21 protein-coding genes and 3 tRNA genes are annotated in these 25,650 nt (G+C 74.8%); 9 read left to right on the plus strand and 15 right to left on the minus strand.

Translation table 11 applies throughout. The features are described 5' to 3' along the window. Nucleotides 1-25: 25 nt before the first annotated feature. The 9 genes from ABZ234_RS22265 to ABZ234_RS22305 all read right to left on the minus strand — a co-directional run bounded on the left by ABZ234_RS22265 (nt 26) and on the right by ABZ234_RS22305 (nt 8,568). A complete protein-coding gene (locus ABZ234_RS22265) occupies nt 26-1,960 on the minus strand; it encodes an IucA/IucC family siderophore biosynthesis protein (RefSeq protein ID WP_355013308.1) in 1,935 nt (644 codons plus the stop codon). Further along, a complete protein-coding gene (locus ABZ234_RS22270) occupies nt 1,957-2,577 on the minus strand; it encodes a GNAT family N-acetyltransferase (protein ID WP_355013309.1) in 621 nt (206 codons plus the stop codon). The genes ABZ234_RS22265 and ABZ234_RS22270 overlap by 4 nt, the downstream gene beginning before the upstream one ends. After that, nucleotides 2,574-4,022, minus strand: a complete 1,449-nt coding sequence (locus tag ABZ234_RS22275) for a lysine N(6)-hydroxylase/L-ornithine N(5)-oxygenase family protein (protein ID WP_355013310.1) — start codon at nt 4,020-4,022, stop codon at nt 2,574-2,576. The genes ABZ234_RS22270 and ABZ234_RS22275 overlap by 4 nt, the downstream gene beginning before the upstream one ends. Further along, nucleotides 4,019-5,662 (minus strand): aspartate aminotransferase family protein, encoded by a 1,644-nt coding sequence (locus tag ABZ234_RS22280; RefSeq protein WP_355013311.1) that lies wholly within the window; start codon nt 5,660-5,662, stop codon nt 4,019-4,021. Before ABZ234_RS22280 ends, ABZ234_RS22275 begins: the two co-directional genes overlap by 4 nt. A 595-nt stretch (nt 5,663-6,257) precedes the next feature. Further along, entirely contained in the window at nt 6,258-6,749 is a 492-nt protein-coding gene (locus tag ABZ234_RS22285; RefSeq protein ID WP_355013312.1) for a GNAT family N-acetyltransferase, read from the minus strand. Between the two features lie 315 nt (nt 6,750-7,064). Beyond that, nucleotides 7,065-7,592 (minus strand): lytic polysaccharide monooxygenase auxiliary activity family 9 protein, encoded by a 528-nt coding sequence (locus ABZ234_RS22290; protein WP_267948726.1) that lies wholly within the window; start codon nt 7,590-7,592, stop codon nt 7,065-7,067. A gap of 699 nt (nt 7,593-8,291) precedes the next feature. Beyond that, nucleotides 8,292-8,368, minus strand: a tRNA-Val gene (locus tag ABZ234_RS22295). A 15-nt stretch (nt 8,369-8,383) separates the two neighbouring features. Further along, nucleotides 8,384-8,454: transfer RNA gene (locus tag ABZ234_RS22300), tRNA-Cys, on the minus strand. 41 nt (nt 8,455-8,495) lie between these two features. After that, nucleotides 8,496-8,568: transfer RNA gene (locus ABZ234_RS22305), tRNA-Gly, on the minus strand. Between the two features lie 246 nt (nt 8,569-8,814). Between ABZ234_RS22305 and ABZ234_RS22310 the strand changes: the two genes are divergently transcribed. Continuing rightward, nucleotides 8,815-10,071, plus strand: coding sequence for a molybdopterin molybdotransferase MoeA (locus ABZ234_RS22310; protein WP_355013313.1), 1,257 nt, complete (start codon nt 8,815-8,817; stop codon nt 10,069-10,071). A 208-nt stretch (nt 10,072-10,279) separates the two neighbouring features. Here ABZ234_RS22310 and ABZ234_RS22315 read toward each other — a convergent pair whose 3' ends face one another. Next, the gene (locus ABZ234_RS22315) at nt 10,280-12,013 is read right to left on the minus strand and encodes an MFS transporter (protein WP_355013314.1); all 1,734 of its coding nucleotides are present in this window, start codon (nt 12,011-12,013) and stop codon (nt 10,280-10,282) included. A gap of 179 nt (nt 12,014-12,192) precedes the next feature. Here ABZ234_RS22315 and ABZ234_RS22320 point away from each other — a divergent pair, with 179 nt between their 5' ends. Further along, nucleotides 12,193-12,744, plus strand: coding sequence for a TetR/AcrR family transcriptional regulator (locus ABZ234_RS22320; RefSeq protein ID WP_330156561.1), 552 nt, complete (start codon nt 12,193-12,195; stop codon nt 12,742-12,744). Between the two features lie 71 nt (nt 12,745-12,815). On the opposite strand, the gene ABZ234_RS22325 is transcribed toward ABZ234_RS22320, so the two are convergent. Further along, nucleotides 12,816-13,313, minus strand: a complete 498-nt coding sequence (locus tag ABZ234_RS22325; protein WP_344184351.1) for a GNAT family N-acetyltransferase — start codon at nt 13,311-13,313, stop codon at nt 12,816-12,818. 359 nt (nt 13,314-13,672) lie between these two features. Between ABZ234_RS22325 and manA the strand changes: the two genes are divergently transcribed. Both manA and ABZ234_RS22335 read left to right on the plus strand, forming a co-directional pair. Beyond that, entirely contained in the window at nt 13,673-14,857 is a 1,185-nt protein-coding gene (manA, locus tag ABZ234_RS22330) for a mannose-6-phosphate isomerase, class I (RefSeq protein WP_355013315.1), read from the plus strand. A 121-nt stretch (nt 14,858-14,978) separates the two neighbouring features. Then, on the plus strand, nt 14,979-15,353 hold the full coding sequence (locus tag ABZ234_RS22335) for an FKBP-type peptidyl-prolyl cis-trans isomerase (RefSeq protein ID WP_355013316.1): 375 nt from the start codon (nt 14,979-14,981) through the stop codon (nt 15,351-15,353). A 93-nt stretch (nt 15,354-15,446) separates the two neighbouring features. On the opposite strand, the gene ABZ234_RS22340 is transcribed toward ABZ234_RS22335, so the two are convergent. After that, nucleotides 15,447-16,622 carry an acyl-CoA dehydrogenase family protein gene (locus tag ABZ234_RS22340; RefSeq protein ID WP_355013317.1) on the minus strand — a complete coding sequence of 392 codons (1,176 nt, stop codon included), beginning with the start codon at nt 16,620-16,622 and terminating at the stop codon, nt 15,447-15,449. 254 nt (nt 16,623-16,876) lie between these two features. Between ABZ234_RS22340 and ABZ234_RS22345 the strand changes: the two genes are divergently transcribed. Then, nucleotides 16,877-17,518 carry a TetR/AcrR family transcriptional regulator C-terminal domain-containing protein gene (locus tag ABZ234_RS22345; RefSeq protein ID WP_344184354.1) on the plus strand — a complete coding sequence of 214 codons (642 nt, stop codon included), beginning with the start codon at nt 16,877-16,879 and terminating at the stop codon, nt 17,516-17,518. Between the two features lie 80 nt (nt 17,519-17,598). Here the strand turns inward: ABZ234_RS22345 and ABZ234_RS22350 are convergent, their stop codons facing one another. Together ABZ234_RS22350 and ABZ234_RS22355 are read right to left on the minus strand one after the other, a co-directional pair. Further along, on the minus strand, nt 17,599-19,269 hold the full coding sequence (locus ABZ234_RS22350; protein WP_355013318.1) for a hypothetical protein: 1,671 nt from the start codon (nt 19,267-19,269) through the stop codon (nt 17,599-17,601). Beyond that, nucleotides 19,254-20,027: an ABC transporter ATP-binding protein gene (locus ABZ234_RS22355; RefSeq protein ID WP_344184356.1), complete on the minus strand. Its 774-nt coding sequence runs from the start codon at nt 20,025-20,027 to the stop codon at nt 19,254-19,256. The genes ABZ234_RS22350 and ABZ234_RS22355 overlap by 16 nt, the downstream gene beginning before the upstream one ends. A gap of 150 nt (nt 20,028-20,177) precedes the next feature. Here ABZ234_RS22355 and ABZ234_RS22360 point away from each other — a divergent pair, with 150 nt between their 5' ends. Then, nucleotides 20,178-21,479, plus strand: a complete 1,302-nt coding sequence (locus tag ABZ234_RS22360) for a histidine kinase (RefSeq protein ID WP_355013319.1) — start codon at nt 20,178-20,180, stop codon at nt 21,477-21,479. Then, complete coding sequence (locus ABZ234_RS22365; protein ID WP_355013320.1) at nt 21,479-22,186, plus strand: response regulator transcription factor; 708 nt, start codon at nt 21,479-21,481, stop codon at nt 22,184-22,186. Before ABZ234_RS22360 ends, ABZ234_RS22365 begins: the two co-directional genes overlap by 1 nt. Nucleotides 22,187-22,570: 384 nt before the next feature. Here ABZ234_RS22365 and ABZ234_RS22370 read toward each other — a convergent pair whose 3' ends face one another. Then, entirely contained in the window at nt 22,571-23,158 is a 588-nt protein-coding gene (locus tag ABZ234_RS22370; protein WP_267948738.1) for a TetR/AcrR family transcriptional regulator, read from the minus strand. Between the two features lie 120 nt (nt 23,159-23,278). Between ABZ234_RS22370 and ABZ234_RS22375 the strand changes: the two genes are divergently transcribed. Together ABZ234_RS22375 and ABZ234_RS22380 are read left to right on the plus strand one after the other, a co-directional pair. Continuing rightward, nucleotides 23,279-24,772, plus strand: a complete 1,494-nt coding sequence (locus ABZ234_RS22375) for an FAD-dependent oxidoreductase (protein WP_355013321.1) — start codon at nt 23,279-23,281, stop codon at nt 24,770-24,772. 285 nt (nt 24,773-25,057) lie between these two features. Then, a complete protein-coding gene (locus ABZ234_RS22380; RefSeq protein WP_267948740.1) occupies nt 25,058-25,504 on the plus strand; it encodes a carboxymuconolactone decarboxylase family protein in 447 nt (148 codons plus the stop codon). Nucleotides 25,505-25,650 lie beyond the last annotated feature (146 nt).

Consider the following 25,650-nt stretch of genomic DNA (forward strand, 5'->3'; position numbering starts at 1 on the left):
GCGGGCGGCACCCGCCGGGCACGCCCTACCGGGGGACCCGTCCCGGGCGGTGGGCGGCGATCGGGTTCTCCAGCGTTCCGACCAGCTGGAGGGCCCCCGCGGGGTCGTCCAGGTTCACCATCTGGCGGTTGTCGCGGAGCTGGAGCCGGTTCAGGCAGGAGAGCGCGAAACGGTCCGCGAACACGTCGTAGCGCTCGAAGCGCTCGGACAGGTGCGGGACCGACGCCTGGTAGTCGGCGACGCACTCCGCCACCGTCCGCCAGAAGTCCTCCTCCGCCAGGGTGCCCTCGTCGGCGAGGATGCCGTTGAGGAACCGCAGGAAGCAGTCGAAGACGTCGGTGAAGAGCGACAGCAGCCGCTTGTCCTCGGGGACCTCGGCGCGGATGCGCTCCACCGCCTCGGGCAGCTCCGCGTCCGCGTCCATCACCACGATCTCCTCGGCGATGTCCTTCATCAGCACCCGCTGGGGGACCCCGTCGCGCAGGATCAGGATCACGTTCTCCCCGTGGGGCATGAACACCAGGTCGTGCCCGTAGAACGCGTGCAGCAGCGGGACCAGGTAGACGTCCAGGTAGCGGCGCAGCCACACGGCCGGGGCCAGGCCCGACTCGGCGATGAGCGCCCCGGCGAGGGAGCCGCCGTCCGCGTCGGTGTGCAGCAGCGACGCCATCGTCGCGAGCCGCTCCCCCCGTCCGAGCCTCGGCACCGGGCTCTCCCGCCACAGTCCGGCGATCATCTTCAGGTACGGCGAGCCCTTGGCGGCGGCCCGCGCGTAGTGCGAGGTCCGGTAGCCCACCGCGGCGCGCTCGCGCAGCACCCCGACCCCGGTCGCGCGCAGCACCGGGTCCTGCCCGACCAGGTCGGCCAGCCAGTCGTTGATCGCCGGGGTGGCCTCCATGTACTCCGCCGACAGCCCGCGCAGGAACCCCATGTTCAGCACCGACAGGGCCGTCTTGACGTAGTGCCTCTCCGGCTCGGAGGCGTTGAAGAAGGTGCGGATGGACTGCTGGGCCCGGTACTCGTCCGGCCCGTACCCCAGGCACACCAGGTCGCGGCGGGCCAGGTCGGCGGCGAAGGTCACCGAGACCCGGTTCCACCACTGCCACGGGTGGACCGGCACCAGGTGGTAGTCGTCCGGGTCCAGGCCCAGGCCGGCCAGCTCGGCGTGGAAGGCGGCCAGGACGCGGTCGCCGAGCTCCGAGCGCAGGAAGGAGCCGGGGTCGGTGTCGGCGGAGTGGGAGAAGGCGGTGCGCGAGCGCCGCGCGGCCACCCACACCAGGCACACCGGGGCCGCGGCCTCGGGGGCGTAGGCCAGGTACTCGTCGGACCCGAAGCCCAGGCGCCCGTTGTTGGCGACGAAGCACGGGTGGCCCTCGGTCATCCCCGCCTCGATCGCCTGGAAACCGGAGCGCGCCAGCTCCGCGGCGTCCGGCTGCGTGCCCGCCATGCGGAAGGCGCTGCTCGCCAGGGTGCTGGTGATCTCCTCCAGGTAGACCGGCAGGACCTCCTTCCCCAGACCGAGGGTGTCGCGCAGGTCCAGCACGAGCTCCAGCGCGTCCAGGGTGTCCGTCGCCTCCGGGGAGCCGTCGCCGCCGGGGGCGCGGCGGACGATGCTGTCGGCGTCGATCCGCCAGTGGTCCAGGGCCATGACACGCGCCGTGAACCGGTACTCGGCCCCGCTGTCGCAGCGGACGGTGTACGCGCCGTCGACGCCGCGTTCGGGGGTGAGCAGCCGTTCGTGGGAGAACTCGGCCAGGGCCTTGCGGACGAGCAGCCGGTTGGCGCGCTCCCACAGGTCCGGGGACAGGTGGGCGACGCCCTCGCGGGGGTCGGTCGGGGCCCCGGCCGGCCGGGGGGCCCGCCGTTCCCGGGCTGCGGCCGCGGGGCTTGCGGGGTCCGGTGCGCGGACGCCCGGGGAGGGCTCCGCCGTGAAGGTCCCACCGGGGTGGCTGACGGTCATCTGTCGACTCCTCTCATGGGCGCGGCCGCCGCCAGGGCGGAGCGGAACCGGTCGCGGGTACAGGTGCTCAGGTAGGCGTCCTTGCCGCTCTCCCGGAGGGAGACGGTGGACTCGACCCGGAAGCCCACCGCCTCGTTGAGCGCGTGGACGGGTCGGTTGCGCACGTCCGGCTCGACGACGACGCGCTCGGCCCCCGGGGCCGCGAAGGCCAGCTCCATGACCGTCGTGATGACGGCGCGGGTGAACCCGTGGACCGGGGTGTCGGCGGGCGCCACCAGGAAGTGCATCCCGATGTCGCCCGGCAGCACCTCGTAGTGGTGGGCCAGTTCGCTGTCCGCGGGCGAGTAGAGCTCCGCGAGGAAGACGGGCCGGCCCTTCCACACGCCGATGTAGGCCTGCTCGTGGTCGGAGGCGTGCACGGCCCGGAACTGGCGGGCCACGTCCTCCTCGTCGGCCTCGGTCATCAGCCAGAAGCGGGCCCGGGGCTCGGTCAGCCACCCGTGGAGGAGCGGTGTGTCGGCGTCCGGGTCGACGGGGCGGACACCGAACCGGCCCAGCTCGGGGTCGTCCCTGGTCAGCCCGGCCGGGAAACGAGCGGCAGGCGCGGGGCGGCTCATCGGTCGACCACCTCCAGCTCGGTGTCCGGCCCCGCGGGAGCGGAGCCCCCGTCCCGGGCCCCGGGGTCCCGCGGCGCGGGCGCGCCGAACTCCTGGAAGGCGATGGAGCGCTCCACGGCGTAGGGCTCGCGGCCCAGCATCGCGCGGAGGATGTAGGAGTTGCGGTAGGCGCCCATCCCCAGGTCGGGGGAGACGAACCCGTGGGTGTGCAGCTCGGCGTTCTGCACGAACACCGCCCCGGGCGGGGCCTGCGTGCCCGGCCCCTCCGCGTCCCCGCCGGGCCCGTGGGCGTCCGCGTCCACCCGGTAGTCGCGGCGCACCCGGAAGCGCCCGGCCGCGTCCCAGGCCAGCCGGTCGGAGACGGGCCCCAGGAAGTCCGGCCGCCGGTACCGGTAGCCCGTGGCCAGGACCAGCCCCTGCGTGTCCAGGGTGAAGTCGCGCCCCTGGTCGGTGTTGCGCAGCTCCAGGCGGTAGCCGTCCAGCTCCGCCACCCGGGAGGCCCCGGTGACCTCGGTGCCGGTCAGCAGGCGCACGGGGGGCGGGCCGAGCCTGCTCTTGACGTAGAGCAGGTCGTAGATCGCGTTGATCACCTCGGTGTCGATGCCCTTGTACAGGTTCTTCTGGGAGCTCACCAGGCGGTCGCGGGTGGCGTCCGGGAGGGAGTGGAAGTGGTCGGCGTACTCCGGGGAGGTCATCTCCAGGGTGAGCTTGGTGTACTCCAGCGGGAAGAAGCGCGGCGAGCGCGTGACCCAGTTGAGCTGGTAGCCGTGCCTGTCCACGTCCTGGAGCAGGTCGTGGAAGATCTCGGCGGCGCTCTGGCCGCTGCCGACCACCGTGATGCTCCGCTTGGACCGGAGGTCCTCCCCGGCGTACAGGTAGTCCGAGCTGTGCACGGCGTCCCCGTCCAGGCCCCGGCAGGACTCGGGGACGTAGGGCGGGGTCCCGGTGCCGAGCACCAGGCGGCGCGCGCGGTGCAGGCCGGGCGCCCCGGTCGCGGTGTCGGTGCTGTGCAGCAGGTAGAGGGACTGCTCGGGGTCGTACTCGACGGCGTCGACCCGCTGGCCGAAGCGGACCGCGTCGCCCAGCTTGCGGGACGCCCAGCGGCAGTAGTCGTTGTACTCCGTGCGGAGGGGGTAGAAGCGCTCGCGGATGTAGAACGGGTACAGCCGCCCGGACTCCTTCAGGTAGTTGAGGAAGGAGTACGGCGAGGTGGGGTCGGCCAGGGTGACCAGGTCCGACATGAACGGGGTCTGCAGTTCGGCGTCCTCCAGCAGCATGCCGCTGTGCCAGTCGAACTCCGGCTTCTGGTCGAGGAAGAGGCCGTCCAGCTCGGCGATGGGCGCGCTCAGGCAGGCCAGGCCGAGGTTGAAGGGGCCGAGGCCGATCGCGGCGAAGTCGTGGACCCGGTCTCCGCCGTGTGCGCCGGGGCTGTGGTCGCCTGTCAACGGGTCCTCCCAGAGGTGTGCGCGGGGTCGTGCGGTGCGCCGGCAGGCGCGGTGGACGGTGCGCCGCCGGTTCCGGCCACCGTGCCGTGCTCGGCGGCGTAGTGCCGGGCGTGTCCCGCGAGCAGGTCCAGGACCTCGGCGACGTCCTCCCGCGTGCTCCGGGGGTTGAGCAGGGTGAGCTTCAGGTGCGGGCGGCCGTCGACCGTGGTGCGGGCGGCGACGGCGCGGCCCGAGGCCAGCAGGGCCTCCCGCGCGTACCGGTTGGCGCCGTCGGCGGTCTCCTCGTCGACCCCGGGCAGGGCGCACCGGAACACCAGGGTGCTGAGTGTGGGCCGTGTGACCACGGTGAACCGGGGGTCGGCGTCGAGCAGCGACCACCCGGCGGCGGCCAGGTCCAGGACGCTGTCGAAGAGCGCGCCCACGCCCTCGGCGCCCATCGTGCGCAGGGTCAGCCAGAGCTTGAGCGCGTCGAAGCGGCGCGTGGTCTGGAGGCTCTTGTCCACCTGGTTGGGGGCCAGGACCGGGGTGCTGCCGTCGGAGCGGGAGTTGAGGTAGTCGGCGTGGTAGGTGACGTGGCGCAGGGACCGACCCTCGCGCACCACCACGGCGCTGGAGCTGACCGGCTGGAAGAAGGACTTGTGGAAGTCCACGGTCACCGAGTCGGCGCGCTCGACGCCGCTCAGCAGGTGCCGGTGGCGCGAGACCAGCAGTCCGCAGCCGTAGGCCGCGTCGACGTGCATCCACAGTCCGTGGCGGGAGCACAGGTCGGCGATCCGGGGGAGGGGGTCGATGCTGCCGAAGTCGGTGGTCCCGGCCGTGGCGACCACCGCGACGGGGATCAGGTCCTCCCGCAGGCAGCGGCGCAGCTCGGCCGCCAGGGCGTCCGGGCGCATGCGGCGCCGGTCGTCGCAGGCCACGGTGATCACGGACTCGTAGCCCAGTCCGAGGAGCGCGGCCGACTTGGCGACGCTGAAGTGCCCGGCCTCGGACGTCAGCACGCGCATCCGCGGCAGGAGCTCGGAGAGGCGGCCCCCGTGGCGCTCGTGGGCCTCGTCGCGGGCCATGAGCAGGGCCTGGAGGTTGGACTGGCTGCCGCCGCTGGTGAAGACCCCGTCGGCGTCCTCGCCGAAGCCGATGCGCCCGGCGGTCCAGTCGATCAGTCGCTGCTCGATGAGGGTTCCGCCGGCGCTCTGGTCCCAGGTGTCGAGGGAGGAGTTCACGGCGGACAGGACGGTCTCGCCCAGCAGGGCGGGCAGGACCACGGGGCAGTTCAGGTGGCCCATGTAGCGGGGGTGGTGGAAGTAGACGGCGTCGTCGAGGTAGAGGTGCTCGAGCTCGTCCAGGGCGGCGGCCGGGTCGTCGAGCGGGCGGTCCAGGTCGACCTTGTCCATTCCGGGGCGGAGGTCCTCGGCGGTGGCCCCCGTGAACGGCCGGTCCACCCGGGCGATCCGGGCGGCGACCCGGTCCACGGCGGAGCCGGCGAGGACGCGGTAGCGCTCGGCGCTGTGGGCGTCGAAGAGGTGGGCCCGGTGGTCGGTCCCCTCGACGGGCGGGGTATCGGGGGCGTCGTCGGCCCCGGCGTCCGTGGAGCCGCGTCCCCCGGTCGGCGGGTCCTGAACGGACCTCGCGAGGAAGTTCATGGGTCGTCCTCCTGAAGGCGGGCATGCCAAAGGCATCCGTTGGCCGGATGTGGGCATGAGGGGGTGAACTGCGTCGATGCGGTGCCGGGATGCGAAATCCAAGCAAGGGGAGCCTAACCTAACCAAAAGGGGCTCGCACTGTGACCATCCCTACATGCCGAGATGGTTTAACTACGGAGAGTTGCCATCGAGGGTGGCGTTCAGGGGGTTTTCGTCAGCTTTTGTAGCGGTTAGTTCGTTTCTCTGACGCGCGATGATCACAGGTGGCGGGCAGCAACGGCCCCGGACCGACGGCCCTCGGCGCAAGACCCGGCGGGGGCGCGCCACCGGGGACGGATCCGCCCGCAGGGCGGGGAGGGCGCACGGCTCCGGCCGGGGGCCGGAGGCGCTCCCGTAAGGAGCGCTCCTGCGCTCCCGGGCCCGCGGAGGGGAGTCCTCCGCGCCGCGGGGTCTCCGGCCGGTCGGGGGGCAGGCCCCGGGGAGAGGCCCCGCGGCGTGCACGCCGGGTGACGGCCGGGGCGCCTGTCGGCCCGGCGTCCGCCCCGGTTCCACCGGCGGCGGGCGGTCCTCCTCCCGTGGGAAGGCGCCCGCGGCGCTACCGCTCCGGCCCGACCCGCCGTTCGAGGTACATGACGGTGGTGTTCTCCGAGAACCCGCTGCCGCGCATGAGGGCGAGGGAGGCCGTGTTGCCCGTCTCCACGTCGGTGAGGATCCGGGACGCCCCGAGGGCCTCCAGCCCCGCGCAGCACTCACGGACCAGGCGTCCGGCGATCCCGTGGCCCCGGAGGCCGGGGTCCACGGCGATCCACTCCATGTAGCCCCAGTCGTCGCGGTGCTCGAAGCCCATCGAGCCGAGGACGAACCCGACGACCCGCGTGCCGCTCAGCGCCACCCGGCAGGAGGAGCGGGGGCTGTCCAGGTGGCCGGCGGCCGCCGTGAGCGACCAGGAGGTGTACGGCAGGGCGCTCGTCTCGTACACCCGGTGTCCCAGGTCGAGGACCGCGGGAAGGTGCTCCACCGCCATGGGTCCGATGTCCACCCCGGAGCCCCGGGGGTCCGGCGCCGGCGCGCCCTCCTGCCGCTCCACTGGCCTTCCACCCTCCGCCGTCGGACACGGGCGCGTCCCACGCGGTCGTGGTGCGCCCGGGGCTTCGCGGCGGGGGCAGGAGCGCCCCTCGCCGCGGGGACACCGCAGGTGGTCCCGCCCCCGCAGATTATGCCGGACTCCGGAGCCCCGGACGGGGACGCGCACCGTGCCGGGGCGCGGTGCCGCCTCGGCGCGGTGCGGGGAAAGGGGAGGACGCGTGCCGGGAGGCCCCGGGCCGGCGGCCGAGGAGCGCGGCCGGCACGGGCGTCGGCGCGTCCTGCCGTCGGGGCCCGTCGCCGGACGGGCCCCTGCGGATCAGCGGATGTTGATGTCGGTGCAGGCGTAGAAGGCGTTGCCGGTGTCGGCGATGTTCCAGCGGGCCAGGAGCTTGTGCCGCCCGTTGTACCCGGACAGGTCGACGTTGTGGCTCACCGTCGACCCGGGGCGGGCGCCGTTGTCGTTGAACACGGCGATCCGCTGGTTCCCGATGAAGTACTCCCAGGTGCTGGTGGCGTGCGACACCGTCAGGGTCCAGGTGAAGGTCTGGGAGCGGCCCACGTCGGTGACCCGCCAGCCGCGGCTGTCGTCGTTGAGCTCGGAGAACCGCCCGACGCCGCCGTCGCAGCGCATCAGGCCCTTGGGGCCTTCGACGCTCTGCGGCTCCCACTGGATGGAGCCGCACTGCACGATGCCCGCGGCGCACTGGGCCTGGCGGCTCATGGGGTTGGAGACGTAGCCGTGCGCGGACGCGACGCCGGCGGGCATGAGGGTGAAGAAGAGGGCGGTGGCGGCCGCCACGGCGGTCGCGGCGCGGAGTCGGCGGGGGGACGAGCGGGGCTTCATGCGCGGAGCCTTTCCTCGATGACCAGGGAGCGGAGGACCCGGGTCGGGGGGTGAGGCGAAGGTAGGTGGATCGTGACCCTCGGTCAAGGGCCGAGGTGGTCGCGGCGCCGGGCCGTCCCCGTACCGGGCGGGGGACCACCCGGGGGCGGCGGGGTCCCGGCCCGGTCGGCCGGCTTCCGGGGCGTTCCCGGTGATCAGCGAGGGGATCGGTCTCCGGCGGCGCCGGTCCGGTCACGCCGGGAGTGGACCACTCCCGCCATGACCACCGGACCACGGCTGGGGCTACATTCTCCTTACCCCGGGGTCAACGGCCGTTTCCCGGGACCCGGTCCCGGCCCTCCCGCGGCCCTGCGGCCCTGCGGCCCCGCGGCCCCGCGACGGCGCGGCGGTGCACCGCGCGGTCCCGGTGCACACAGAACCGGCCCACCGGGCAACGCGGTGGGCCGGCTCATCGTCTCGGAAGGTTGGGGGAGGTCTCACGTGGTTGTGCCGCGTTGTGCGGCGAGGTCGTAGACGTCGCCTGCGCGGTAGTAGCGCCATCCGTTGGTGGGGCCGGGGAACCAGTCCACGACGCCGTCCAGGCGTCCGGTGCGTGCCCAGGCGGAAACCCTCGGGAAGGCGCTCTCCCGGACACCTCCCGGCGCGGCGGCCCCGGGGAACGCCGAAGGCCAGAGCCGAAGCTCTGGCCTTGGGTGATGCTGGTGGGCGATACAGGACTCGAACCTGTGACCTCTACCGTGTCGAGGTAGCGCTCTAACCAACTGAGCTAATCGCCCGCGTGAAGCGGTGTGAGGTGGAGACGGGATTCGAACCCGTGTAGACGGCTTTGCAGGCCGCTGCCTCGCCTCTCGGCCACTCCACCGAGTCACACGGAAGCGCCTGGGCGCCTTCGCGTCTCCTCCGAGCGGACGACGGGATTCGAACCCGCGACCCTCACCTTGGCAAGGTGATGCTCTACCAGCTGAGCCACGTCCGCTTGCTGCCTGGCCGGTGTCCGCGTCCTCCGCGGCCCCGCCGTGCTGCTGATAAGAACTTTAGCGGAAAGTCGTCAGACGGCAAATCGACGCAGGGAGGACCGGGTCCGCCGCCGGCTCCGGCCCCGGCCCCGGCCCGTGCGGGGCGGCGCCGGGACCCCCGCGCGGAACGGCCGGAGCGGTGGCTCCCGCCCCGGGGCGCCCGGGTGGACAATGGGGGCGCGCTGGTGCGACGACCGGGAGGCGGCATGGGCAGGAACGGCGACATCCGCGGCGACGCCCACCGGGGCGGGGCCCCGGGCACACACGGGACGTCCGAGGACGGGCGGACGCACGGAACACACGCGGACCACGGGTCCCACCTCTCGTGGGCCCGTGCGCGCGCGGAGGCCGTGGCGCTGGGCGGGCTGCGGGGCGCGGAGCCGCGCGAGACCCCGCTGGAGCGGTCGCTGGGCGGGGTCCTCGGCGCGGACGTGCGGGCCCTGGTGGGGCTGCCCGCCTTCGACGCCTCCGCCATGGACGGCTTCGCGGTGGCGGGGCCGGGTCCCTGGCGGCTGGTCGGCAGGCGGCTCGCGGGCGCCCCCGCGGACGGCGCCGGCCTGCGTCCCGGTGAGGCGGTCGAGATCGCCACGGGGGCGAGGGTCCCCAAGGGCTCCGAGAGCGTCCTGCCGTACGAGCGCTCGGTGGTCCGCGGCGGTGTGGTGGAGGGCCGGGTGGAGCGCGGCCGCCACGTGCGGTGGGCGGGCGAGGAGACCGCGCCCGGTGAGACCGTTCTCACGAGGGGGACGGTGATCGGACCCGCGGCGCTCGGGCTGGCCGCGAGCCTGGGGCACGCGACCCTGCCCGTGGCGCGCCCGAGGGTGGCGGCCCTCGTGACGGGGGACGAGGTCGCCACGGAGGGCCTGCCCGGGGACGGGAGGGTGCGCGACGCCATCGGGCCGCTGCTGCCGGGAGTCGTCGACTGGGCCGGGGGCGCTCTCGTGTCCGTGCGCCACCTCGGCGACGACCGGTCGGCGCTCAGGGAGGCGGCGCAGGGCGCCGACGCCGACGTCGTCGCCGTGTGCGGCTCGTCCTCCCGGGGCCCGGCCGACCACTTCCGCGCGGTCCTGGACGACCTCGCGGCCACCGTCGTGGTGGACGGGGTCGCCTGCCGCCCCGGCCACCCGCAGCTGCTGGCGTACACGGACGGCGCCGTCTTCGTGGGGCTGCCCGGCAACCCGGGGGCGGCGCTGGTCGCCGCGGTGACGCTGCTCGCGCCCCTGCTGCGGGCCATGGCGGGTGCGGCCGAACCCCGGGGGAGCCTGCCCGCGGCCGTCCTGGACGGCGGGGTCGAGTCCCACCCGGTGGACACCAGGCTGGTCGCCGTGCGCCTGGTCGGCGGCCGGGCCGTGCCCGTCGGCCACGACCGCCCCGGCAGCCTCCGGGGCGCGGCCCTGGCCAACGCCTACGCGGTGGTGCCCCCGGCCTGGGACGGCGCCGAGGTGGAACTGGTCGGCCTCCCCTGAGGCGGAGGCGTCCGGCCGTCGCCGACACGGGCCCCTGCCCGTCGGCGCCCGACACGCGCGTGGCCCCGGAGGGCGTCCCCCGGGGCCACGGGGCCTCACTTCTCCCACCGGCCGTCCGGTGGTCCGTCCGGGGACGGCGGTGCCGGCGGGAGCCCGGCTCCATCGGCCGCCGGACCGCCGCGGGCCGGGGCGGTCCCGCCGCGCCCCGCTACCGCGCGCCCCGGTCCGGGGCGCCTGCCGCGGACCCCGCGGCCGACGTGCTCCCGGCCGGACCGGCCCCGTCCGGGGCGTCCGCGAGGACCTCGGTACCGGCGGGGCCCACCGCGACCGCGTCCGCGCCGCCCCCGTCCTCCGGGGCGGAGGACGGGGCCTCGACGGTCGGGTTGCCCACTCCCCGCAGCAGCACCCAGACCTGGGTTGCGGCGGCCAGGACGATCACCACGGCGATGACGCTGGTCAGGTGCATCCCGTCGGTGAACGCGGACCGGGCCGCGCCCATGAGGGCGTCGCCGGCGCCGCCGCCCAGGTCGGCGGCGGCGTTCGCGGCGCCGCCCAGGGTCTCCCTGGCCGCGTCGACGGCCTCCGCCGGAACGCCCTCCACACCGGTCAGCTGCGACCGGTAGGAGGCGGTCAGCACGCTGCCCAGCACGGCGACGCCCAGGGCAGCCCCGAGTTCGTAGGCGGTCTCGGAGATCGCCGAGGCCGCGCCCGCGCGCTGGGGCGGGGCCGCGGACATGATCGCGCCGTTGGTCAGCGTCTCGGCGAAGCCCGCGCCGGTGGAGATGAGCGAGAAGCCGAGCGCCACGGTCACCACGCCCGTGGTCACGCCGCTCTCCGGGGCCAGGACCAGGACGGCGAACCCGGACGCGGTCGTCAGCAGGGACCCGCCGATCACCGCGGCCAGGCTCAGGTGCCGCGACAGGCGTACCGCCACCAGGCCCGCGAGGACCGACAGGACGAGGCCGGGGACCAGCACGAGGCCGGCCCGCATGGGCGAGATGCCGAGGACCAGCTGGAGGTACTGCGTCAGGAAGAACAGCGACGACACCAGCGAGAACACGATCATCAGGTTCGTGGCGACGGCCACGCTGAACACGCGGTAGCGGAACAGGCCCACGTCGATGAGCGGGTCGCGGAGCTGCCGCTGGCGGCGCACGAACAGGTAGCCCAGGCCGAGGCCGACGGCGAGGGAGGCGATCGGCACGACGCCGAAGCCCTCGGTGGCCAGCTTCTTGATCCCGTACACGGCGGGCAGCATCGCGGCCATGGACAGGACCGCGCTCAGGAGGTCCAGCCGCCCCGCCTCCGGGTTGCGCGACTCGCGGACCAGCAGCGGCACGAGGACCAGGATCAGCACCATGACGGGCAGGTTGATCAGGAAGACCGAACCCCAGGAGAAGTGCTCCAGGAGCCAGCCGCCCAGGATCGGGCCGAGCGCCGCGCCGCCGGAGAACCCGGAGGCCCAGATGGCGATGGCGAGCAGCCGCTGGCGCGCGTCGAGGAAGATGTTGCGCAGCAGGGACAGCGTGGACGGCATCAGCGAGGCGCCCGCCAGGCCGAGCAGGGCGCGGGCGAGGACCAGGGTCTGCGCCGTGGGCGAGAACGCGGCGATCAGCGAGGCGGTGCCGAACGCCGCCGAGCCGATCATGAGCAGGCGCCTGCGGCCGATCCGGTCGCCGAGCGAGCCCATGGTGATGAGCAGGCCGGCCAGGACGAAGCCGTACACGTCGACGATCCACAGCAGCTGGCCCGCGGTGGGCCGCAGGTCCTCGCTCAGCGCGGGGACGGCGAATCCGAGCACGGTCGAGTCGACCGAGATCAGGATCACGGGCAGGACCAGGACGGCGAGGGCGGCCCACTCCCGCGGCCCGGCGAGGGCCGGGGTCGCTCGGTCGCGTCCGTGCGCGTCGGTGGGGCCGTTCCCGGCCTTGGCGGAGCTCATCTTTCCTCGTTACGTGTTGCTGGTTGCGCGGCACCCCGACCGGGGCGCGGTGGAGGCCCGACGGGAGGCAGCGGACTCCGGGTCGGGAGGGGCGGGAAGTCTGGTCGACCGCGGGCACGCCGCAGGACTCTTCAACCGTCCAGACGGTACAGTACCGTCCGGACGGTACAGTGTCAATCGTGAACGCATCGAACACCCGCGACCGAATTCTCGACTCCCTCCAGGACATCCTCATCGGCGAGGGTTATTCCGGGGTGACCCTGGAGGCCGTCGCCCGCGCCGCCTCGGTGTCCAAGGGAGGGCTCCTCTACCACTTCCCGTCGAAGGCGGCGATGCTCACCGGGCTGATCGAGCGCCTGAGCGCGCTGGCGGAGGAGGAGTTCCGCGAGGCCCGGGAGGGCCCCGAGGGCGTGGTCCGCGTGTTCCTGCGCACGTCGCTGCCGCAGAGCCCCGAGGAGCGCGAGCTGTACTGGGCCGTCATCGCCGCCCTGCGCGGCCGGGAGGACATGCCGGAGGAGGCCACCCGCAGGGTGCAGTACCTGTTCTCGCACTGGGGGGAACTGCTGCACGACGAGCTCACCGACCCCGTCCTGGCCGAGATCATCCTGCGCGCCGGGGACGGGCTGTACATGGCGGCGATCGCCGGCCTGCCGCAGCCCGAACCCGCGCTCACCCAGGAGATGATCGACCGCCTGGTCGAGGCCTCGGACAAGGTCCGCCGCCCCAGGTGAGGGGAGGCGCGGGCCCGGGCCGCGGGGCCCCTCACCTGGGGCGGCGGGCGGGCCCGGGGGAGCGCGCCGGCTCAGGGCCGGAGCTGGAGGACCTGCACCTCCCTGGCGCCCACGGGGACCCGCACGGTCGGGGTGAAGCCCTGGCCCTCGTAGTACCGGATGAGCGCTCCGTCGCCGCCGGACCAGCAGTCCACGCGCACCAGGCCGACGCCCCGGTCGAGGGCCCGCCTCCGGGCGAAGGCGAGCAGCTCGCCGCCGACGCCGGCCCCGGTGTGCTCCCGGGAGACCAGCAGGAGGCGCACGTAGAGTTCGGGCTCCCCGGCCGGCGGCGCGTACGCGGGGGCCTCCTCGCGGACGGTCAGGACCCCGGCCGGGGAGCCCTCCGCCTCGGCCACCCACATCCCGTCGGAGACCAGGTCCTCGACGAGCCGCACCCGGTCGGGGTCGCGCGACCACGGTGTGTCGCCCCACTGCCCCGACCGCCCGCGCGCGGCCAGCCACGCGACGGTGCGGTCGAACATCTCCAGCACCGCCGGTAGGTCGGCCGGGCCTCCCTGCCGTAGCCTCATGTGTCCGCCTCACGCTTCGGGGAACGATCACGACCGGGACACGATAGCGGTCCGGTGCGACGACAGCTGAGCGGGGAAGGGGTTCCAGGACCCCGGTCCGGGTGTCGCCGCGGGCTCCGGGAGGTGACAATGTGGTGCTGTTCACGTGTCCGGGATCGTGGTTTACTTCCCAGTAACTTCGTAGCCGCCGCCGGGCCCCGCAGCAGTCGGGTGCCTGCCCACCCCGCGAGGTGAAGTGTGCACTACCTCTACGAGTGGGGCGTGCCGTGTCGACCGGGACGGCCCCCTTCGCGAGACTGTTGCCACCTCGCCGGAGCGTCCACGGGGTGAGAACACGCAGACGGGAAAGCGGGGGGCGGATGCACAGGCTCACCAACCAGGTACGACCGTACGCCTGGGGAGCGCGCACGGCCATCCCGCGCCTGCTGGGCGCCGACCCCGACGGCACGCCCCAGGCCGAGCTCTGGCTGGGCGCCCACCACGGCGCGCCCAGCACCGCCCACTGCGAGGACGGGCCCAGGCCCCTGCCCCGCCTCATCGCCGACGACCCGCACCGGGTGCTGGGGCACGGGACCGCCGAGCGGTTCGGCGGACGGCTGCCCTTCCTCCTCAAGTTCCTGGCCGCCGAGGCGCCCCTCTCCCTCCAGGTGCACCCCGACGCCACCCGCGCCCGGGCCGGGTTCGACGCCGAGGAGCGCGCGGGCATCCCCCTCGACGCCCCCCACCGCAACTACCGCGACCCCCACCACAAACCGGAGCTCCTGCTCGCCCTGGAGCCCTTCGAGGCGCTGTGCGGCTTCCGCGAGCCCGCGGCCACCGGCGCCGAGCTGCGCGGGCTCACGTGCGAGCTGGCCGTGCTGCTGCGCGCGGACCTGGCGGTGCCCGACACCCACGCGGCCCTGCGCTCGGCCCTCACACGCCTGCTCACCCTCCCCGACCGCAGCAGGGAGCGCCTGCTCGACGAGTTCGTCGCCGAGTGGTCCGCGTCCGGCCCCCGGGGGACCCACGGCGACATCGTCGCCGACCTCGCCGTCCGCTACCCGGGCGATCCGGGCGCGGTCGCGTCGCTCCTGCTCAACAGGGTCACACTGGGGCCGGGGCAGGCCCTGTTCCTGCCCGCCGGCAACCTGCACGCCTACCTCCAGGGGACGGCGGTCGAGGTGATGGCCAGCTCGGACAACGTGCTGCGCGCGGGGCTGACCGCCAAGCACGTGGACGCCCCCGAACTCCTGGACGTGGTGGACTTCTCGGTGCTGCCGATCCCCTACGCGCGGCCCGGCCTGCTGGAGGGGAGGCGGGAGTTCCGCCCGGCCGCCCCCGAGTTCGCCCTGCACGAGATCGGGCCGGGCCGCGTCGCGGCCCACCTGCCGGGGGAGGGGCCCACGGTGGTGCTGGCCCTGCACGGGCGGGTGGAACTGGTCGCGGAGGTCGGCCAGGGCCTGACCCTGGAACGCGGGGAGTCGGTGTTCGTGCAGGCGGACAGCGGGCCGATCAAGGTCGAGGGGCACGGGCACGTCGTCGCGGCCACGGTCGGCTCCCACTGACGGAGCGGTCCGCCGCCCGCGCCGGACGGGAGCGGTCGCGCGGCCCGGACGCGCGGGGAGGTGTCCGCGCGCCGATACCCTTGGCCTCTCTGTTCCCACTGAACACACGAGGGGTACCACCATGGCGCTCGAGCGTCCGGAGATCGACTTCATCGAGGGCCCGCCGCCCGCCGACCTGGAGATCACCGACATCAAGGTCGGCGAAGGCGCGCAGGCCGGCCACGGCAGCACCGTCGACGTCCACTACGTGGGCGTCGCCTTCTCCAGCGGCGAGGAGTTCGACGCCAGCTGGAACCGGGAAGGCCCGCTGAGCTTCCGGCTCGGGGCCGGCCAGGTCATCTCCGGCTGGGACCAGGGCGTCCTGGGCATGCGCGTGGGCGGCCGGCGCAAGCTGGTCATCCCCCCGCACCTGGCCTACGGCGACCGCGGCGCCGGCGGCGCCATCAAGCCGGGCGAGACCCTGATCTTCGTCTGCGACCTCGTCGGCGTCCGCTGACCTGACCGGCGCCGGGGGCCGGGCCCCCGGACACGCGGAGCGCGGAGGGGCCCGCGCCGTGCCCACGGGTGCGGCGCGGGCCCCTCCGTCCGCCTAGCCCAGGGTTGCGCCCACCTTGATGTGGCCCTTGAGCAGGTCGCGGGCGATCGTGCGGCGCTGGATCTCGTCGGTCCCCTCGAAGATGCGCAGCAGCCGGACGTCGCGGTAGAAGCGCTCGATCGGCAGTTCGCGGGTGTAGCCCATGCCGCCGTGGATCTGCATGACCCGGTCGACGATCTCGTTGGCCTTCACCCCGCCGAAGAGCTTGGCGATGGACTGCGCGTGGCGCGAGTCCCGCCCCACCGACACCTGCCAGGCGGCGTGCAGGACGAGCAGGCGCAGGGCCTCGATCTCGGTCTGGGAGTCGGCGATCATCCACTGGATGGCCTGGCGGTCGGCGATGGGCGCCCCGAACGTCTCGCGGGTCCGGGAGTACTCGATCGCCATGTCCAGCAGGCGCTCGCACCCGCCGAGCGCGCGGGCGGGCAGCAGGTAGCGGCCCTTGCCGATCCACTTCATGGCCAGGGAGAACCCGTGCCCCTCCTCGCCCAGGATGTTCTCGTGGGGCACGCGCACGTCCTGGAAGACCAGGGAGGCGGGGCGGCGCTCGCCCATGGTGTCGATGGGCTCGGAGGTCCAGCCCGCGTCGCGGTCGACGAGGAAGCAGGTCACGCCCCCGTCGGCGCCCTTCTCCGGGTCGGTGACCGCGAAGACCATGGCGAAGTCGGCCTCGTTGCCGCCGGTGATGAAGGTCTTCTCGCCGTTGATCACCCACTCGTCGCCGTCGCGGACCGCGCGGGTGCGGATGGCCTTGGCGTCGGAGCCCGCGCCGGGCTCGGTGATGGCGAAGCAGGAGCGGCGCTCGCCGGCGATCGTGGGCAGGAGGTAGCGCTCCTTCTGCTCCTCGTTGGCGTGGTACAGGATGTTGTCGGCCTCGCCGCCGAACTTGAAGGTCAGGAAGGTTCTGCCCAGTTCGATCTCGATGATGGCCGCGGTGACCGGGTCCAGGCCCATGCCGCCGTACCCGGTCGGCGTCTCCACGCCCCAGAAGTCGGACTTGCGGGCCAGTTCGCGCAGGCGGGTGCGCTCCTCGGAGTTCAGGCCGGGCGGGTGGCCCTCGCGCTCCCGGCGCAGCACCTCGTTCTCCAGCGGCATCAGCTCCCGCTCGACGAAGGTCCGCACCCAGTCGCGTACGGCGCGCTGTTCTTCGCTCAACGAGAAATCGATCACGGCCTGCTCCCCAGTAACCTAACAGTGTTCGGTTATTTGAGGGTACGGTGTGCCCGGCCGTGCGTGCAAGAGGTCGCGGCCTCGGGGTTCCCACGCGTTCGGGCCGCGGACCGGAGGGGACCGGCTCCCCCGCGGCAGTGCCCCGCCGACACCGCGGGGACCCGGCGCCGGACGTGCGCCGCGTACTGACGTGCGATGATCGGGCCGGGCGCCGGACGGACCGGGCGCCTCCCGCAGTGGAGAGAGGGATCCCCGTGGCCCGACCCAGGACGCCGATCCTGAGCAGACCCGCCATCCGGCTGGCCGCGCTCACGCTCATCGACCGCGACGGTCTCGACGGGCTGTCGATGCGCAAGCTGGCCCAGGAGCTCGACGTGCAGGCCGCCTCCCTCTACAGCCACTACCGGACCAAGGAGGAGCTGCTCACCGAGGTCGCGGACGAGGTCACCGCCCACATCGACGTCTCGGGGTTCGACGGCGGCGACTGGCGCGAGGGCCTCACCGTCTGGGCGCGCTCCTACCGCGACGCCCTCGCCGAGCACCCCCACCTGCTCCCGGTCGTGTCCGCCGGCCCCGGCCGCCGGGAGGAGGCGCTGCGGCGCGCCGACGCCGTGCACGGCGGGCTCGTCGGCGCGGGCTGGCCGCCCCGCTACGCCACGATGATCGGCGCCTCCACGAAGTACCTCGTCGTGGGGGCCGCGACCAACTCCTTCGCCCGGGGGTTCGACGACGACGTGCGCGTCTACCGGGACCGCTACCCCAACCTGTCACAGGCCCACCGGCTCGCCGAGCACGCCGCGGAGATCGACGACGCGAGCTTCGAGCTGGCCCTGTCGGCCTTCCTGGACGGGCTCACCGACGTCTTCGCCAGGGTGCGGGTCACACCCCACGACTGACCGCGCACGCGGGAAGGCGCGGCGCGGTCCCCGTCCAGGACCGCGCCGCGCCGGCTGCCCGGGTCCCCGGACCCGCGGGCTCAGGAGCCGGTCGGCCTCGTCTCGGCGTTGCCCTCGATGGCGGTGCGCTCCAGCCGGTCCAGCAGGGAGCCGTTCGCCGGCACGGTCCGCAGGGCGACCTCCTTGCCGTACCTGATCCGGGCGAACGCCTCCGGGAGCCGCGCCTCCAACCGCCGGTACGCGACCCGGCCGAGCCACCACGCCGCGAGCGCCCCGTTGAGCACGCCCACCGGCGCCGCCGCCCACGGGAGGCCGGCCAGGCCGAGGAACACGGCGGCGAGCACGGCGGGCGCCGACAGCAGCGGCAGGGCCACCAGCGCGATCCACACCTGCACCTGGTTGTCGCCCGAGTCGTTGGCGTCCACCCTCAGCTGCGGGTCCACCCCGGGGGAGAGCGCCACCACCGACAGCAGGAGCGCGAGCCCGCTCCCCACGCCGAAGAACACCGCCATACCGGTGACCACGTACGGCCACGCCCAGGGCGAGCCCGTCGCCACGACGAACACCGCGCTCAGCAGGGTCGCGCCCGGCACGATCAGCAGCAGGATCGCCACCTGGCGGCCGCGCACGTCCGCCCGCACCGTGTCCCGGCCCTGGCCGACCACCGACAGCCACAGCGCGGTCCCGTCGTGCCCGTACATGTTCGAGGTGGCCAGCGCCATGATGAAGGCCGCGATCACCCCGGCGAACGGCGCGAAGAAGGAGAACGTGCCGCTGGACCAGGTCAGCAGGCCGATGAACAGCGCCGCCCACAGCGACGCGCGCAGTTCCAGGCCGCGCCACGGGTCGCGCCACCACTGGCGCAGCTCCTTGCCGACCACCGCGCCCAGGGGGGTGTCCGGCAGCAGGGGGAACCGGGGCCCGCGGGACGTCGGCGGACGCGCGCCCAGGGGCCTGCCCCGGCGCCGCACGCCGCGCGCCCCGACCCGGGGGGCCAGCAGTACGGCGGTCACCGCGACCAGCGCCCCGGTGAGCAGCGCCAGCGCGCCGATCCAGGCGGAGGCCGCCCCCCAGGACCCCGCGGCCGCGGCCTGGACGGCGAGCACCGGCCAGGAGGTCGGCAGGGCGGAGAGCACCGCGCCGACCGCGCCCTCGCCCAGACCGTTCTCGCTCAGGCCCAGGGTCGCGGTGAACGCGGGCTGGACCGCCATCCACCCGAAGAAGAGCCCGGCGAGGATCAGGCCCCACTGCACCGACGCGATCTCCATCCCCAGCCGCGAGTGCATCGCCGCGCCCAGGGCGCGGAACACCAGCCTGGACAGCGAGACCACGAACACCCACAGCAGCAGGATCCCCGGGACCGCCACCAGCAGGGCCGCCGGGTCCACCGCCAGCGCGTGCCAGGACAGGGCGGCCAGCGCCACCAGGGTCAGGGCGGGGCCGATGTCGAAGAACATGGTCAGCAGCAGGATCGCGCCCAGCCGGCGCCGGTCCAGGGGCAGCAGCGCGAAGTACTGCGAGCGCAGGACCCCCGTGCCGTTGGCGACGGTCGGACCGAGCATCCAGGCCGCGGCCCACACCGCGAACACCAGGGACAGCAGGTCCGCCCGCACGGCGTCCGAATCGGCCGCCAGGGCGAAGTACCAGGTGATGCCGAGACCGAGGACCGCGAGGGCGGTCCCGAACAGGCGCATCCCCGCGGGGGAGTGGCGCAGCAGGGTGAACTTCAGCCGGATCAGGAGGACAGCCACGCCAGTTCCCCCTCCCCGACCTCGCGGGCGCCCACCAGGCGGACGAAGGTGTCCTCCAGGGTGGCGTCCGCCCCCCGCACGTCCGCCAGGGATCCGTCGGCCAGCACCCGGCCCCGGGCGATGACGGCCACCCGGTCGGTCAGCTGCTCCACCAGCGCCATCACGTGGCTGGAGACCACCACCGTGCCGCCGCCGTCGGTGAACCGCCGCAGGATCGCCGTGAGCACCCTCGCCGACACCGGGTCCACCGCCTCGTACGGCTCGTCGAGCACGAGGACCTTCGGGGCGTGCAGCAGGGCGGTGGCCAGGCCGATCTTCTTGCGCATGCCGGTCGAGTACTCCGCGACCAGGACCGAGTCCGCCTCGGCCCCGTCCAGCTCCAGCACGCGCAGCAGCTCCTCGCTCCGGGCCCGGACCACCCCCCGTTCGAGCCCCCGCAACCGCCCCCAGTGGTCGAGGAGCTCGCCGCCGGTCAGGCGCTCCGGCAGGGCCAGGCCGTCCGGCAGCACCCCCAGCAGGCGCTTGGCGGAGACCGGGTCCCCCCACACGTCCGTGCCCAGGACCCGTGCGGTCCCGCTGTCCGGGCGGAGCAGCCCCACCGCCATGGACAGCGACGTGGTCTTGCCGGCCCCGTTGGGGCCGACCAGTCCGAGCATCGCCCCGCGCGGGACGGACAGGGACACCCCGTCGGCCGCCCTGGTCTCGTTGAAGGTCTTGGTCAGCCCGTCCAGTTCCAGCGCGGGCACGTTATCGCTCATCCCCCCATGCTCGGGCTGCGGGGACCCGGGCGCATCGTCCGAGTGGTCACGGCCGATCGGCCGATCGGCCGCCCGTGGGGCGGTCCTCGGACGGAGGCGGGCGGGGCGGCGGCGGTTCTAGGCTGGTGGCGACGAGAGGGAGGGCGGCCAGTGCGCACCACACCGGCGGCGACCGGGGGGAGGAACGGGGAGGGGGCGGCGCCCGGGGCCGCGGGGACGCCCGGGGGCTCCCGCCGGCGGTGGCGGGACGCGGTCGTGGACGCCCTCCTGTTCGCCACCGCCTTCCTGTGGTGGCTGAACGTCTCCGTCGGCTACTTCGCCGGGCACCTCATCGGCCTGTCGCACTACGTGCCGGAGTGGCTCTTCGTGCCCGACGCGGTCGCCGGGGCGGTCGGCTGCCTGGTGCTCCTCCTGCGCCGCAGGCGCCCCCTCGCCGTGGCCCTGGTCCTGTGCGTCCTGGCGGCTTTCTCCAACTCGGTCACCGCCGCCCTGGTCGTCGGCCTCGTCGGCCTCGCGATCCGCCGCCCCTGGCAGCAGGCGGCGTGGGTGGTGGCGCTGACCATGCTCCTGGGCCTGCCCTGGCTCGTCACCGTGCCGCCCGGCCGGGTCGAGAGCGTCCTCTCCGTCGCGCTCGCGGCCTCCCTCGTCACGGGCAGCGTCGGCTGGGGCGTCGCCGTCCGCGCCCGCCGCCAGCTGGTGGAGCGCCTGCGGGCCGACGTCCGGCGCGAACGCGCGGACCGGGAGCGGCGGCTGGAGGACGCCCGCACCGAGGAGCGGCGCCGTATCGCCAGGGAGATGCACGACGTGGTCGCGCACCGCATGTCCCTGCTGTCGGTGCACGCCGGAGCCCTCGCCTACAGGACCGAACGGGCCGAGGCGGGCGCCGCCGCGCCGCTGGAGGCCGCGGAGCTCGGCGCCGCGGTCCGGGTCATCCGGGACAACGCGCACCGCGCCCTGGAGGAGCTCAGCGGGGTCCTGGAGGTCCTGCGCTCCACGGACACCCTGCTGGGCGGGGCGGACGACCACGCCGGCACCGCCGCTCCCGCGGCGGGGCTCGCCGACGCCGGGCGGCTGGTCGGGGAGGCGGTCGCCGCGGGGCAGCGGGTGGGGTGGGAGCTCGACGTCCCCGCCGGGGCCGAGCCGGGGGGTCAGGTGGCGCGCACCGTCTACCGGGTGGTGCAGGAGGGGCTGACCAACACGCGCAAGCACGCCCCGGGGGCCAGGGTGGCCGTGCGGGTGGCCGGCGGCCCGGGGCGGGGCGTGGAGGTGTCGGTGACCAGCGCGCTGCCGGTCGGGGTGGTCCCCGGCGAGATCCCGGGCGCGGGCGCGGGCCTGACGGGGCTGGCCGAGCGGGTCGCGCTGGAGGGCGGCGAGCTGTTCCACGGGGCGCAGGGCGGGGTGTTCCGCCTGTCCGCGACCCTGCCGTGGCCGGAACCCCCGGAGGTGCCATAGTGGTGGCCGTGCCTACCGACCCCGTGCGCGTACTCCTCGTCGACGACGACCCCCTGGTGCGCGCGGGGCTGCGGATCATGCTCTCCGGCGACGACCGCATCGAGGTCGTGGGCGGGGCGGGCGACGGCTCCGAGGCCGCCGCGGCCGTCGCCGAGCACCGCCCCGACGTGGTGCTGATGGACGTGCGCATGCCCGGCGTGGACGGGATCACCGCCACCGAGGGCCTGCGCGGCGGAGCATCGGGCGGGGAAGGCGCACGGCCCCAGGTCATCGTCCTGACCACGTTCGACGCCGACGCCACGGTGGTGCGGGCCCTGCGGGCGGGCGCCGCCGGATACCTGCTCAAGCACACCGAGCCCGAGCGCATCGTGGAGTCGGTGCTCCGCGCCGCGGCCGGAGAGCCCGTGCTCTCGCCGGGCGTGGCCCGCGCGCTGATGGACCGGGTGGCCGGGGAGGACCCGGCCGAGCGCTCCGAGGCGCCCACCCGCAGGGAGCGGGCACGGCGGAGACTGGAGCTGCTCACCGAACGGGAGCGGGAGGTCGCCGAGGCCGTGACCGAGGGACTGTCCAACGCGGAGATCGCGGAACGCCTGTACATGTCCATGGGGACGGTGAAGTCCCACGTGTCCAGCGCGCTCGCGAAGCTGGACCTGACCGGCCGCGTGCAGCTGGCCCTGCTCACCCACGACGCGCGGTCGGAGGACTGACCGGCGCGCGCCGGGCACGGCGGGGCGGGCAGGCCCCGGGACCCCCCTGTTCCCAGCAAACCGCACGCCGCCCCGGGGCGCCAGACGGTTCCCGGGCCTGTGGACGGCGCGTCGTCGCCGCGGGGGCGGGCGTGCCCGCCCGCGGCCCCCGCCCGCGGCCCCCGGTCGCCGCCCCCGCTCGCGTCGGCTGCGGGCATCGCTACGCGGCCCCGCCGTCGTCGGTCGCCCGCGCGGTCCCCCCGCTGCGGTCGGAGGCCCCGCGCGTGCCCGGGGCAGGGGCGAACTCGTGGACCCGCCAGGCCACCCTCCCGACTGCCCCGGGCGTGCCCCGGCGCGGAACGCCCGCCCGTCCCGCCGCTCCGCCGCCCGCGGGGTCGGCCGGGCTCAGTCCCGGGCGGCCGCGACCAGGGCCCGCGCGAGGCGGTCCGCCTCACCGCCCTCGGGGAAGGGGGTGCCGGTGGCCAGACGGACCAGGACCGCCCCGGACAGCAGGTCGGCGACCAGCGGGGCGCGGTCGGGGTCGGAGACCTCCCCGCGTGCGGCGGCGCGGGCGAGGACCTCCCGGACCAGGGTCGTCCGCTGCTCCAGGAGCGAGCGCAGGACCGCGGCGCCCTCCCCGTCCCGGAGGGCGTCGGAGAGCGCGTGCCGGGCCAGGGCCTGGAGCGGAGTCCCGCCGAACACCCCCTGGACGACGCCGACCGCTGCGGTGAGGTCGCCCTCCAGCGACCCGGTGTCGGGCACCTCCATCCGGTCGGCGCCGACCTGTCCGGCGACGGCCGCCACCAGGTCCCGCTTGGTCGGGTAGCGCCGGAACACACTCGTGCGCCCGACCCCCGCCCGGGCCGCCACCTCGTCGAAGGTCAGCCCGAACCCGCGCTCCACCAGCAGTTCCAGCGCCGCGGCGCGGATCGCCTCGTCCACGGCCGGATCGGGACGGCGGCCGCCCCTGGCCCCATTCCCCGCGGTGCCCATGATGCTTCCTCCCGGGCCTTGACAGCAGTAGAGGTACTCGTAGTATCGGTACTCGGAGTTCCGGTACCCAGAGTACCGGAAGAGGCGTACCAGCCGCCGCGCCCCCCGAGGAGCACAGCCATGAGCGTCACCATCGTCGGAGCGGGGCCCACCGGCCTCATGCTCGCCGGAGACCTGGCCGAGGCCGGGATCGACGTCCGGGTCCTGGAGAAGCGCGCCCGGGAGACCGGTCCGACCCGCGGGTTCGCCGTCCACGCCCGCGCCCTCGAACTGCTCGACGTGCGGGGGCTCGCCGACACCCTCGTCGCCCAGGGCTTCCCCGTGCCCGAGGTGCGCGTCGCCTTCGGCGACGGCCGCGGGCTCACCCTCGACATGCGCCACCCCGAGAGCCGCTTCCCGTTCGTCCTCGTGGTCCGGCAGGGCCGTACCGAGGCCCTCCTCCGGCAGCGGGCCGAACGGCTCGGCGTGCCCGTGGTCCGGGGCGCCGAGGTCACCGGGCTCGCCCAGGACGGGGACGGCGTCGACCTCACCGTCCGCACCGCCGACGGCGAGCGCACCGAACGGGCCGACCGCGTCGTCGGAACGGACGGCGCGCACAGCACCGTCCGGGAACTCCTGGGGGTGCGGTTCAGCGGCCACGGCTACGACACGCGCATCCTGCTCGCCGACGTCCGGCTCAGGCAGGAACTGCCGCCGGCGGTCAACCCGTTCGTCGGACCCGACGGCGTCGCCCTCCTCCCGCCCTACGGCGACGGCTGGTACCGCGCCACCGTCTGGGACCGCGCCCGCCAGGACGCCCCGCCGGGCGGACCGGTCGACGCGGAGGAGGTCGCCGAGTCCCTCCGGCGGCTCTCCGGCGGCGTCCTGGACGTCGCGGAGGTGCGCTGGTCGGCGCGCCTCCTCAGCGAACGCCGACAGGCGAGGGACTACCGCGTCGGCAGGGTCCTGCTCGCCGGGGACGCCGCGCACGTCCACTCGCCCATGGGCGCCATGGGCACGAGCACCGGCCTCCAGGACGCGGCCAACCTCTCCTGGAAGCTCGCGGCCGTCGAGAAGGGGTGGGCGCCCGCCTGGCTCCTCGACTCCTACGAGGCCGAGCGCCACCGGGCCGGCCGCGCCACCCTCCGCCTCAGCGACATGATCCTGCGCGCGGCCGTCGCCCCGGCGCCCGTGCGCGCGGTGCGCTCCCGGGTGGTTCCGGCGCTGGCCGGCGTCCACGCGTTCGCGGACAGGGTCCGCCTGCGGCTCGCGGGGCTCGGCCACTCCTACGAGCTCCCCGACGGCCTCACCGTCTCCGACACCACGGGCACGCGCGTGGACGACCTGCCGCTCACCGTCGGGGACCGGCCCGCGCGGCTGTACGAGCTGATGGACGGCGTCCGCTTCACCCTGCTCGACGCCTCCCCCGACGGCGCCGCGGCCGAGGCGGCCCTGCCCTGGGCGGACCGGGTCCGGATCCTGCGGGTCCGGGGCGACCTGCCCGGCGGGGCGCAGGTCCTCCTGGTGCGCCCCGACGGCTACGCCGCGTGGGACGACGCACACCCCGACGCGGAGGAGGAGCGGACCGTGCTCCGGCAGTGGGCCGGAGCGGAGGCGGGCGGGCCGCGGCCCTGAGCCGGCGGTCGGGACGGCCCCGCCGTTCGGCGCATTCACCGGCGCGGCCTCTCTCCCGTGGCGCCTGTGAACGTCGAGAAAAGGAACACATCGGGCCACGAAAGGAGAAAACACAGAAAGGCGACCGTGGATATCACAGGACGCTTTTCCCGCCAAGGAAGGAACGAAGCCAGAAAACGGTCCGGGGCCGCTCCGCGGACGGGGGCGTTGGTAGCTTTGACCCAGTGCACCCGTGACGCCCCGCCCCGTCCGGGGAGGGGCGACCGACGAGGAAGGCGGTCCCCCGTGGCCAGGACGCGTGTGATCTGGGCGAAGAAGCTCCCGGAGGTCTACAGCAAGCTGGACGAGATCGACAAGGTCATCGCCGGCCACCTGGAGGGAAGCCTCCTGGAGCTGGTGAAGCTGCGCTCCTCGGTGATCAACGGCTGCTCCTTCTGCGTCGACCTGCACACCCGGGTCGCCCTCAAGCAGGGGGAGACCCAGCGGCGGCTGTTCCTCGTCTCCGCCTGGTACGAGGCGGGGGCCGTCTTCACCGACGCGGAGCGGGCCGCCCTCGCGCTCACCGACGAGATGACCCGCCTGGGCGAGCACGGGGTGTCCGACGAGACCTACGACGCCGCCGCCGAGCACTTCGACGACCAGCAGCTGGCCGCGCTCATGTCCGCGATCGCGATGATCAACCTGTACAACCGGCTCGCGGTCACCAGCCACCTGCACCCGCCCGCGAACTGACCGGGCGGAGGGCACGGGCCGAGGGCCCCGGCCGCGGGGGGGGGGGGGGGGGGGCCGCCGGGGGGGGCGGCCCCGCCCCCCCCCCCCCCCCCCCGACCCCCCCCAAGACAACCAACCACACCAACACCGCCAACGCCGCGGGGAAG

This window comes from Nocardiopsis sp. NPDC006198 (assembly GCF_040613895.1).
GTDB lineage: Bacteria > Actinomycetota > Actinomycetes > Streptosporangiales > Streptosporangiaceae > Nocardiopsis > Nocardiopsis tropica.